Source organism: uncultured Dialister sp., from assembly GCF_900541605.1.
GTDB lineage: Bacteria > Bacillota > Negativicutes > Veillonellales > Dialisteraceae > Dialister.
Genome location: NZ_UQKJ01000067.1, coordinates 1 through 10,563, shown reverse-complemented (window position 1 = coordinate 10,563; position 10,563 = coordinate 1). Strand labels below are relative to the sequence as shown.

The following is a 10,563-nucleotide window of genomic DNA, read 5'->3' as shown; positions in this document are numbered from 1 at the left end:
GAGCGTCTGCCTTACAAGCAGAATGTCAGCAGTTCGATCCTGTTATCGCCCACCACAAAAAGATGTCATGTGATTTGCTCCATGACGTCTTTTTTTATTCCATTCAGATATAACATATAAAAGCAGTGCTTTCCCAAAGAGGAACACACTGCTTTTATATTAACAATATTGGGTAAAATACTTTTCAACAATCAATCTTCCATAGGAAGTGTAGAACCACCATCAGGAATAATATAGCAGCTGGCGTCTTTTCCCATCTTTGCAAAAGCCGCATCCACCGCTTCCTGAAGATTATGGAACGGTGTCATATTGGCCTTCCTGACCAGATCGTCCTCCATATCGGTGACCAGGTAAATATTGCACTTCTTTTCCACCAGGGCAAGGGCCGCCGACTTATGACCTCCTAATTCGAAATGTTCATGAATCGCTTTGATACGGTCATCGGGAGTATCATACTGCATGATCCACTTGGCAAAAACATCGCTGCCAAATCCTTCTTTGCAGGCCGCCGCTACCACCATAATGCCCCCTTCTTTCACGGAATGCTTCGCATTATCGATGGATTTCTGGGCCTGATACAGGTTAATATCCTTAGGAAAGCCGGAAGTGGACACAATAACCACATCAGCCGGATGGTCAATATGAATTTTATAGATACTGTCAAGGAATTCGCAGGCCTTTCTATGAGCCTTCACATGGTGGCCTGCCGCTGCATAGGCAATATGGTGGTTTTCATCCAGTGCTACATTCAAAATAAAATCTACCGGGCAGTACTGGTAAACTTCTTCAATATCATCCCGCACAGGATTTCCTTCCAGATTTCCAGCGTAGGCCCCTTCCTTTATCATATTACGATGATTGGACTGAATAGCGGCCCTCGAAGAAACGCCTGGCATAATAGCTTTCATGCCGCCGGAATAACCGGCAAAGTAATGATACTCTACATTACCCACCAGAATTCTCCAGTCCGCTTCCGCTACGGTTCGGAAAATATCAACGGATGTCCCATTTTTACAGGTTCCCATATGAATGAAGTCATCGGGATCGCTGTCAATGCATCTCACTCTATTGTACACTTCTTCTCCGACAAGCCTCTTTTTCTCTTCTTCTGTCTGTTTCCGATGGCTGCCAAGGCCAAAGACCACAGTCACATCTTCATCTCTGACACCTGCTTTGCCCAGTTCATCCAGTACACAGGGAAGCGCTACCCAGGAAGGCATGGGGCGGGAAATATCGCTTGTAACAATAACGATTTTTTCTCCCGGCTTCACAATGTCCTTTAACCGGGGAGAATCAATAGGATGCTCCAAAGCCCGCACCACTTCTCCAGCCTCTGACTCAAGGGCCGGACACTTTCTTGGATTCAGGACAATGGGATGATGGCTGTCATCCACATGAAAAGGAATGTCTTCTTTAAAATATCTAATTTTGAGGTCCATAACGGGAATCCTTTCTCTCTCTTCTGGAGAAAATACAACGATGTATTTCTATGTGTTTATTATACCCTATCTACAACATAAATCCTATGGCCCGATTGTATAAAATCGTAATATGCCGATGCTGCCAATTTCAGTTTATCGAGCTGTTAGGGCGATGCTTACGGATAGAGTCATTCGGGCGGGGGCTTCTAGCTGCTAGCTCCTAGCTTCTAGGAAAGCTGACCAGCCTACGGAACGAATGACTGACGGAAATATCGGGTGGGTAGCGCCGCAGGCAAATCAGCTTTCCTGGCAGCTAGCCGCTAGTAGCTAGAAGCTCCATGCGAATGACTCTACCCATCTGCGCCGGACACAGCAGCTCGTCAAACCGCAGTTTGACTTTTATTGCCCTTACTTGTCTTCCACCTGTTCGGTCTGGTGAGTCTTCCGATAGTCCTCCTTCATCTGCTCCCGGGCTTCTTTGAAGGACTCCGGCAGGTCTTCTTCCGTTGTCATCACATAAATAGTACCATTCAGGAGCTGTTTCACCTGGCGGAAATTGTATTTCAGGGCCCACTGGTCAAAATATTTCTTGTCGCTTTTAGAAACGAAGAGGAATACGGGCGTACTATCCTGTCGGTGGCTTTTTATGAAATCCTTGTCCGAAATAGATGGCATCACGTATTTCTCATCCCAAAGAGGATTCCGCTCGTTTTTTTCTTCCTCGTTCGATGGCGGCGGGACGATGCGGGTGGCTACTTCGCCGGTGTAGAACGTATAGCCTGCGGGGTAGGAGCGGAAGAAGTAATGTTCTCCGGGGGCTGCTTTTAATTCCTGGCCCGCTTCCACAGCGGAGCGGCGTGGCAGGTAATGGGGGAGCCCTTCCATGATGAGGCAGAGACAAATGGAAGCTGTCACGGCGGCAATGGTGGTGAGCCTTTTGCCGCTGCTCTTTTTATAGCGAATCACAAGGACCCAGAAAGCATAAGCTATGACGGCGTAGAGAATCCACCAGCTTCCTTCCTTGATATAGAAAGAACCACCCAGAGCGGCAGCTGCAAAAATGAGGAAGCCAAGGGCACTCCAGAGGAAGGGCTGTTTCTCTCCGTTTCGGATGCCTGGCGCCGCAAAGGCGGAGAAAATGATGGCGGGGACAATGGCAATGTAGGTGTAGGTCACATACTTCGTAGCCATAAAGGTGTAGAAGAGGACCGTTCCCCAGCACCAGACCATGAGAAATTTATAGAAAGGGGTCTTGTCTTTCCAGCCTTTCACCATTTCATAGAAGGAAGTAAAGGTCCAGGGAAGGAGAGCGGCAGGAAGAATGACCAGATAGTAGTACCAGTGGTTATCTTCTGGATGCTCGGAGGATGTGGCTCTGACAATGTTGTGAAGACCCAGGAACTGGTTCACGAAATCACTGCCATGGATGAGGAACATGCCCAGGTACCAGGGAAGGGTGACTGCCAGAAAAACGAGAATTCCCTGCCAGGGGAAAAGACGGGCTGCCATTTTTCCGGATTTCATGGTTAGGCACCAGAGGAGGAGAAGGGCGCCTGGCAGGACAAGGCCCACGGGCCCCTTGGACAGGCAGGCAAGACCTGCTGCACCGTAGGCAATGATAAGATGCTTTTTATTATTTTCCATGACCCCTATGTACCCGGAGAGCATAGTGGGAATGGTGAAGAGGAGGAGCATGCTGTCCGTAATGATGGCATGGGAAATGACCCAGAATTCCAGGGACAGAGCCATCATGGCACCGGACCAGATGGAAATAACCGCGTCCTTTTTGATTTTCTGGATATACCAGATGAGAAGAGTCACAGACAGGGAACCGCAGACCACGGCGGGAAGCCGGGAGGCCAGGTCCGTAAAGCCCAGGAGGGAGTAGCTGATGGAAAGGAGCCAGTAAACCATGATGGGTTTATCGTACCAGTAGGTGCCGTAGATCTGGGGGGACATCCAGTTGCCGGACTGCACCATTTCCTTTGCGGTGAGGGCGTAGTTCGACTCTACCGGGTCCGTTACCGGCAAAAGCCAGGAACCCCAGAGAAGAAAAAGGAAAGCCGCCAGGAAAAAGAAGAAAAGCGTCTTCCACTGATCCTTCCTGGGTTCTGTCTCTTTTGTCATTCTGATTCTTTTGGTCTGTTGTCTGCTCACTGGGAAACCTCATCTTTCAAATACATGGAGGCCGTATCCTTATGCCAGAGGAGGGAGAGGCCTTTTTTCTGTTCCTCCGGCCATTTATGATAGACCTTATCCTGCACCAGGATATACGCTTTTGGCGGGAGTGATGTCTCTTCATCTTTCCCGGGGAGAAGGACCCCGTTTTCCGCATTTCTTTCATCCACAGACAGCTTTTTTCTGTCAAATTCCGGGAGAGCTTTTCCGTAAATATCAGTGTAGAACGCAACGGAGGGACGGTAGAAATTATCGATGTACAGGGGAATGGTGCTGTCGGTCTTTGTCCCTGCCAGTTCTTCCGCAATGGCTTTCGAAGTGAAAAGGGAAGAAACGGGGGTGGCAAAGAGGCACCAGACAGCAAGGACAAATCCGGTCACCAGCAGGGCCTGGGAAACAAAGAATCCATGGGTGTGGCCGGATTTCATTTTCCATGCTGCCAGCAGGGTGAAAGCGGCCATAAAAAGGGCAACACCATAACGGACTGCCGGCCCGCCGGCGGGGACAAAGGGCACAAAGGCAATGGCTCCGGCGGTTATGAGGCCGAATAGACAATGGGAAAGGAGAAAAGCTCTGGAAATATGGCCCGATTCCTCACAGTCCGTGATGTATATTCCTGCCAGCAGGGACAGGGGCGGGAACAGGGGGAGAATATAGGAAAAGAGCTGGGTGGAAGAGAAGGAAAAGAACAGGAAAATGAACAGGGCCCATACAAGGAAATAGGAGGCACTGCGGTCTTTCCACCATATCTTCACTCGCCGAAGGAGGCCCGGAAGGGTCCCGACCCAGGGATAAAATCCGACGAGCACCACGACGAGATAGAGCCAGTAATGATTCTGTCCCGCATGTTCAGGGCTTACGAAGCGGGTGATATTGTGATATCCCAGGAAAGTATCGATGAAGGCATCTCCATGAATCATGGCCATATGGATATACCAGGGAAGGCCCACGAGGCAGGCCAGTGGAATGCCCCAATACCATCTGAGGGCCATCACATTTTTCAGGGTGAACCGCTTTGTGAAAATCATCCAGAGACCCACGATGAGGGCGGGGAAGCCAAAGCCGATGGGCCCTTTTGTCAGAAGAGCGAGGCCGCAGGCTATATAGGCAATGAAATATTCTTTCCGGAGGAAAGACATGAGGGCCACGGTGAGAGTCAAAGTCAGGAGGGTATCGGTGACACTGCTCCGGGCAAGCACAATGATTTCCAGGGAAGAAGCGCAGATGAAGGCGCCCCGGAGGGCCGATTTCTCACCGATGAGCCGGCGGGAAGCCAGATACAGGTACACCGGAGTCAATGCCCCCAAAAGGACAGAGGGAAGCCGGGCAGCCCAGGTGGACACGCCGAAAATAGAAAAAGACACCGCTTCCAGCCAATAGAAAAGCGGCGGCTTATCATACCAGAATTCGCCATAAATCTGTGGGGAAATCCAGTCCCCTGTAGCAATCATTTCTTTCGCCGTTTCCCCGTATACCGGCTCATCGGGGTCAAGGAGGGGAATGAGGCCGGAAAAGGCCCCGTACAGGACGAGGCAGAATAGAAACAGGAAAAGACAGTTTTTATTGATTTTCATGATGCTTTCTCTTCAGGTAGAAATGATAGCCAAGGACGATAAGGATAACGATTACCAGGCAGACCCCTGCAATTTCCAGTTTGTAATCAAGAAGGAGATGCCAGTTGTGGCCCAGCAGGGAACCAGCATAGACGAGGAAAATGGTCCAGGGAACAGTACCGGCCAGCGTGAGAATCAGAAATTCAGGCAGCGGGAACTGGGCGATTCCGGCGGGCAGGGAAATAAAAGTACGTACACCGGGAAGGAGACGGCCTGTGAGAATAGCAACGGCACCATAATTTTCAAACCAGTCCTTGGCGGCAATAAGCTTCTTGGCTCCCAGACCGCCTTTTGCGGTGTGCTTCAGGATGAGGCCGCGGCCGCCTTTGAAGCCCATGTAATAGGATAAGAGGGAACCGGCGATACCGGCTATGGTCCCGATGATGACGGTGGGCCAGAAGGAGAAAATATTCTGGGATACAAGAAATCCGGCAAAGCCCAGGATGATTTCACTGGGAATGGGGATGTTCATATTTTCCAGCACCATACAGATAAAGAGTGCCAGATAACCCCAGTCAGAGAGAAATGTAATGATAATGTCCATGATGATCCTTTGCCTGCTTTACAGGACTTCAATACAGTATATGGTAACAGGAACTTTTCCTGCTTTTTATTATATAGGTAAAAGTTATAGAAAAGATAAACGTGGAAAAACTCCGGTTAAAATATGGAGGAGATATTCCCCCCACAGATATAAAAGGAATAAAGGCTGCTGTGGGTGCGTTGGGGCCGTTGACATATTGGGCTTTTCTCCTGGCACCGGAGCTGCACTGCGGGAGGTATTTCATTTCAGGCTTTCTTGATATGTACATGTAGATATTCGTACTTTTAAATATAGCATGGTACGAGGGGCAGGGTCAAATAGAAAGACAGTAAAAAGGGACTTCCGGATGGAAGCCCTTTTTGTGTGACACTGAATCTGGGGAAGCGCTGATTAGTTCAATGAAATAAAAATGATTTCTTAAACTTAAGTAGAGTCTTTGCACCGTTGGAAAGGACCATGACCTATCAAGGTCCACTGCACGCCAGGGCCTTGTCTTATCGGCTTGCGGCGATGGCGTCATGAATGAGGCGGGCGTAGACTTTTGTACCCTCCGGATTTGGGTGGATTCGGTCTCCGCTCAGCCATTCCGGATGTTGGGAAGCCACGCTGTACCAGTCAACGATGGTTACGTTGGGGTGTTCATCTGCAATCTTCCTGATATACCGGTTATTGCTGTTCTGCCAGCTGGTGGCGGGACAGTATACATTGACCCAGAAAATCAGGCGGTCCGGTCCCAGATATTCCAAAAGGGCCTTCGTTTGATTTTCATACTGCCCATCCAGGGGACCATTGGTGCCAAGGGCGATAACCACAGTGCGGCCCAGTTTTCCCATGGAGTCCATCTGCCGAGCCACATCCAGACCGGCACCTACATACCGGGATACCTTGGCATCGATATAACAGTTCGGAAGTACATCCCGAATAGCCATGGCGGAACCCAGCATGACGGAGTCGCCGATGCAGGCCGCATCCCGGAGGTTTGGATTGTTTTCGTCAATCACCGGGACAGCCGGTTTCTTTTCATCCTGGTGCTTCAGGGCTTCTTCATTTTCTGCAAACCGTTCTTTCATTTCATCGGTATCCGATACTTTTACAACGGAGGAAGTCCAGATACCCCGGGCTCCATAGGCCATGAGGGTGAAGCCGGGAAGGGAAAGGAGCAGGACCACAAGAATCCTGATAACCGTTTTTCTTGGCTTCAGGGAGCGGGAAAAGAGGGCTTTCAGTCCCTGCACCAGAAGTTCCGTCCACACAGAGAGGAGGATGATGGCGGCAATTTCCGCCACCGGCATGAGGGGAGAAATTTCATTCCATCTCATATACTGAGTGAGGAAGATGACCGGGTACTGCCAGAGGAAAATACCGTAGCTGTACTTGCCGATCCATCGGAGAAAGGGCATATCCAGCAGGCGGCCGAAGGGCAGGTGCCTGTCAGCCGTGAGTAATATTAGAAGGCAGAAGAGGAGGGTGTAAAGGAAGAGTCCTGCTTCATACATAAAGGGCATATCGCCGGACAGGAACACATAGCCGTAGATGGTAACGCCCAGGGCCAGAAGAAACAGAAGGATCGACAGATGTTTGTACCCCTCCGAATGTTTCGCCGATACCGGGTAGTGGTACAGGAAGAATCCTAGTGCTGCCCCAAGAAGGAGGGCATAGACCCGGGTATCTGTACCGTAGTAAAGACGGGTAATATCAGCGCCTGCGTTATAGTAAACAGGCATCCACAGGGCTGATAAAAGACCGGCTGCCAGGAAAGAAACTATGCCCGCTTTTCTTCCGTAAAACCAGGTGATGCCGGCATAGAGACAATAAAGCAGGGGCCAGGCCAGGTAATATTCCAGCTCTATGCCCAGAAACCAGAGATGGGTGAAGGGGGACTGGTTCGTGAGACGGGTGAAATAATCGGCGCTCTGGGAAATCTGCCACCAGTTGTTGTATCCCAGCAGAACGGAAAGGGCTTCCGGCCGGATAGCGGAAATCACCGGCGCCGCAAAGAAAGAAAAGGCCCCGATGGTGACGAGCATCATAATGAGAAGGGATGGATAAATCCGGGCTATTCTCTTCCTGAAGTAGGCGATAAGAGGAAAGGAACCGGCGGCTCCTTTCTTTTCACAGGTATAGGCTAAAAGACATCCGGAAAGGACGAAAAAGAGGGATACCCCCAGATAGCCGCCCCGGATGGTCTGGGGAAACATGTGGAACAGGGTGATACCGATAATGGCCAGGGCCCGGAGCCCGTCAAAACCTCGAATGTGGCCGCCCAGAGTTTTTGCAGCTTCATGGTAGAAATTTTTTGAACAGGAAACGCAGCGGGCGCAATAGGCGCTGTAATTGTCCGTATCTGCCAGTATGATGCAGACACGGCCGTCGGGATATTCCTTCTCCAGCATTCGTTCATCGGAGGGGGAAGGAAAGGAAGCTTCATTTTTTTCTTGATCCGTAAGGAATTGGACCAGTGCTTCCCGGGCTCTTTCTGCAATCTCCATGTGGCTTCCTTCGGCTCGGCATCCGGGAATATCCGGGAAAAAAGCGGTGTATCTTTGGCTTTTGGGATTAAAGGTAAAAACGGCGGGATAAAAATATTTCATTCCATGATTCCTTCTTAGTAGTGGTATATATGAATTAGGACTTTCTATAGTCCGGCAGGTATTTTTATGCATAAATAAGCGCTGATTGTACTGCCTGCAGCGTACTCTATTCTATACCATACGGCAGGAAGCTGCAAAGAATTTTTACATTGTTTTTTTCCCTTTTTATCGCAAGTTTCCGGGAATAATGAATCTTATACATTATGTGAAAAATATGTAAAAAAATCAAAATTTGACATTTATGTAACAAGTTGATAAAATATGCATAGATTGCATAAAGATACTGGAAATAAAAAAACGGATTTCAGTAACAATAGTTAGAATGTTCTGAAATCACTGGATAGGCATCGAATTTCCAATTATTCTTTATGGGAGAGATATCGGGGGTCTGAATAAAAATTCATAAAGACTTCTGGTGAATGGTACAAAAGACTATGTGGAGATGATTGTCATGATGGGTAAAAAACTGAAAATCGCATTGGCATTGGGTGCTATGGCTGCTACATTTCTTGCAGCCGGCTGCGGTGGCGGCAGCTCCAAGAGCAGCGCTTCCGCTTCTAAGAACGGAATCCCTTCCGTTATTCGGGTAGGTGCTGAAACTACATTCCCGCCTTTTGAATTTACAAAGGATGACAAATATGTAGGATTCGATCTGGACCTGGCTGATGCTGTCATTAAACAGATGGGCAGCAAGATGGAATTCAAGAGCATGGGTTTCGATGCCCTGATCCCGGCTGTACAGTCCGGTCAGATTGATCTCATTGCTTCCGGTCTCAATGCTACTCCAGAACGGGCAAAGCAGGTGGCTTTCTCTGATCCCTATTTCACTCAGGACGGATTCATCATCATCGTCAATAAAGATAACGACAGCATCAAAGACTGGGCTGACCTGGAAGGCAAGAATGTTGGCGCTCAGGTAGGAACAGAACAGGTAAAACTGGCTCAGGAAGCTAAAGCGGCTAATGTCAAGCAGCTGGATTCCAATTCCCAGGCCTTCATGGAACTGCAGGCTAAGACACTGGATGCCGTAGTTATCGACCAGCCGGTAGGTATGTACTACCTGAAGCAGGGCGCCGATAAGGATCTGAAGATTGTGGGAACTGCCAAGGATGCCCAGGGCATGGTATTTGCTATGAAGAAGGACAATAAGGAATTACAGGCTGCCGTGAATAAAGCCCTGAAGGAACTGAAGGACAACGGTACCTACGATAAGATTTACAACAAATGGTTTGGTGATGAAACAAAGAAGTAATTTTATTTATTCATCTTGAAAATGTGGGACGCTCCTGTGATCACAGGAGCGTCTTTTTTTACTCTATGCTCTGTTGGCAATAAGAAGGCTTAACATTTGAATATAAATATCAATATATGCTTGACTATTTCGAAAAAATACGATATAATAAGGCTGAAATAAATCGATAAACATCGTTGCAAATTATATTTTATAGATTGAAAAGGAGAAATGACTATGTTTAAATTACCAGAACTTCCCTATGCTTATAATGCCCTTGAGCCTGTGATGGATGAAGCAACCCTTCATTTCCACCATGACAAACATCATGCCACCTATACCGCCAACCTGAATAAGGCGCTGGAATCCCATCCGGAACTGGCTGAAAAATCCATTCGCTATCTCATTGCCCATCTGAACCTTCTTCCGGAAGATATTCGGGGAGCTGTCAGAAATAACGGGGGCGGCTATTTCAATCATGCCCTTTTCTGGGATATGATGGCACCGGAACGAAGCACCTCCTTCGGCGGCCCCGTGGCAGGACAGATTGAAAAGGACTTCGGTTCCTTTGAGAAATTCAAAAAGAAATTCTCTGCCGCTGCAGTATCCCAGTTTGGAAGCGGCTGGGCATGGCTTGTGTGGAATAAGGACCATCTGGAAGTCCTTTCTACAGCTAACCAGGATAATCCCCTGACGGAAGGCAAGAAACCGCTTCTGGCTTTGGATGTATGGGAACATGCTTACTACCTTCAGTACCAGAACCGCCGTCCCGATTTCGTGGAAGCTTTCTTCTGGATCATTAACTGGGACTATGTGAATGAACTCTTTGAAGATGCAAAGAAAAGCAGAAAATGCGGTGCTGCTGAATAAAAGATGAAGTACGAAAAGACCTGCCGGAAGGCAGGCCTTTTTCACTGTATGTGGGAAGGAATATTTCAGTTTGTCGAGCTGTTGAGCGGCGCTGATGGATAGAGTCATTCGTGCA

Annotated in this window: 7 protein-coding genes; 2 read left to right on the top strand and 5 right to left on the bottom strand. The window is 48.7% G+C overall.

The window, feature by feature from the left end; genetic code table 11:
- Nucleotides 1-191 precede the first annotated feature (191 nt).
- The 5 genes from larA to QZR21_RS05895 all read right to left on the bottom strand — a co-directional run bounded on the left by larA (nt 192) and on the right by QZR21_RS05895 (nt 8,245).
- Nucleotides 192-1,439, bottom strand: coding sequence for a nickel-dependent lactate racemase (gene larA / locus QZR21_RS05915; protein ID WP_296097041.1), 1,248 nt, complete (start codon nt 1,437-1,439; stop codon nt 192-194).
- Nucleotides 1,440-1,829: 390 nt separating this feature from the next.
- The gene (locus QZR21_RS05910) at nt 1,830-3,548 is read right to left on the bottom strand and encodes a glycosyltransferase family 39 protein (protein ID WP_296098838.1); all 1,719 of its coding nucleotides are present in this window, start codon (nt 3,546-3,548) and stop codon (nt 1,830-1,832) included.
- 26 nt (nt 3,549-3,574) lie between these two features.
- The gene (locus tag QZR21_RS05905) at nt 3,575-5,173 is read right to left on the bottom strand and encodes a glycosyltransferase family 39 protein (RefSeq protein ID WP_296098835.1); all 1,599 of its coding nucleotides are present in this window, start codon (nt 5,171-5,173) and stop codon (nt 3,575-3,577) included.
- Nucleotides 5,160-5,756 carry a DedA family protein gene (locus QZR21_RS05900; RefSeq protein WP_296098833.1) on the bottom strand — a complete coding sequence of 199 codons (597 nt, stop codon included), beginning with the start codon at nt 5,754-5,756 and terminating at the stop codon, nt 5,160-5,162. The genes QZR21_RS05905 and QZR21_RS05900 overlap by 14 nt, the downstream gene beginning before the upstream one ends.
- A gap of 494 nt (nt 5,757-6,250) precedes the next feature.
- The gene (locus QZR21_RS05895) at nt 6,251-8,245 is read right to left on the bottom strand and encodes an acyltransferase family protein (RefSeq protein ID WP_296098831.1); all 1,995 of its coding nucleotides are present in this window, start codon (nt 8,243-8,245) and stop codon (nt 6,251-6,253) included.
- Between the two features lie 553 nt (nt 8,246-8,798).
- On the opposite strand from QZR21_RS05895, the gene QZR21_RS05890 reads away from it, so the two are divergent.
- Nucleotides 8,799-9,599: a basic amino acid ABC transporter substrate-binding protein gene (locus QZR21_RS05890; protein WP_296098841.1), complete on the top strand. Its 801-nt coding sequence runs from the start codon at nt 8,799-8,801 to the stop codon at nt 9,597-9,599.
- A 210-nt stretch (nt 9,600-9,809) separates the two neighbouring features.
- Nucleotides 9,810-10,448, top strand: coding sequence for a superoxide dismutase (locus QZR21_RS05885; protein ID WP_296974248.1), 639 nt, complete (start codon nt 9,810-9,812; stop codon nt 10,446-10,448).
- Nucleotides 10,449-10,563: the final 115 nt, after the last annotated feature.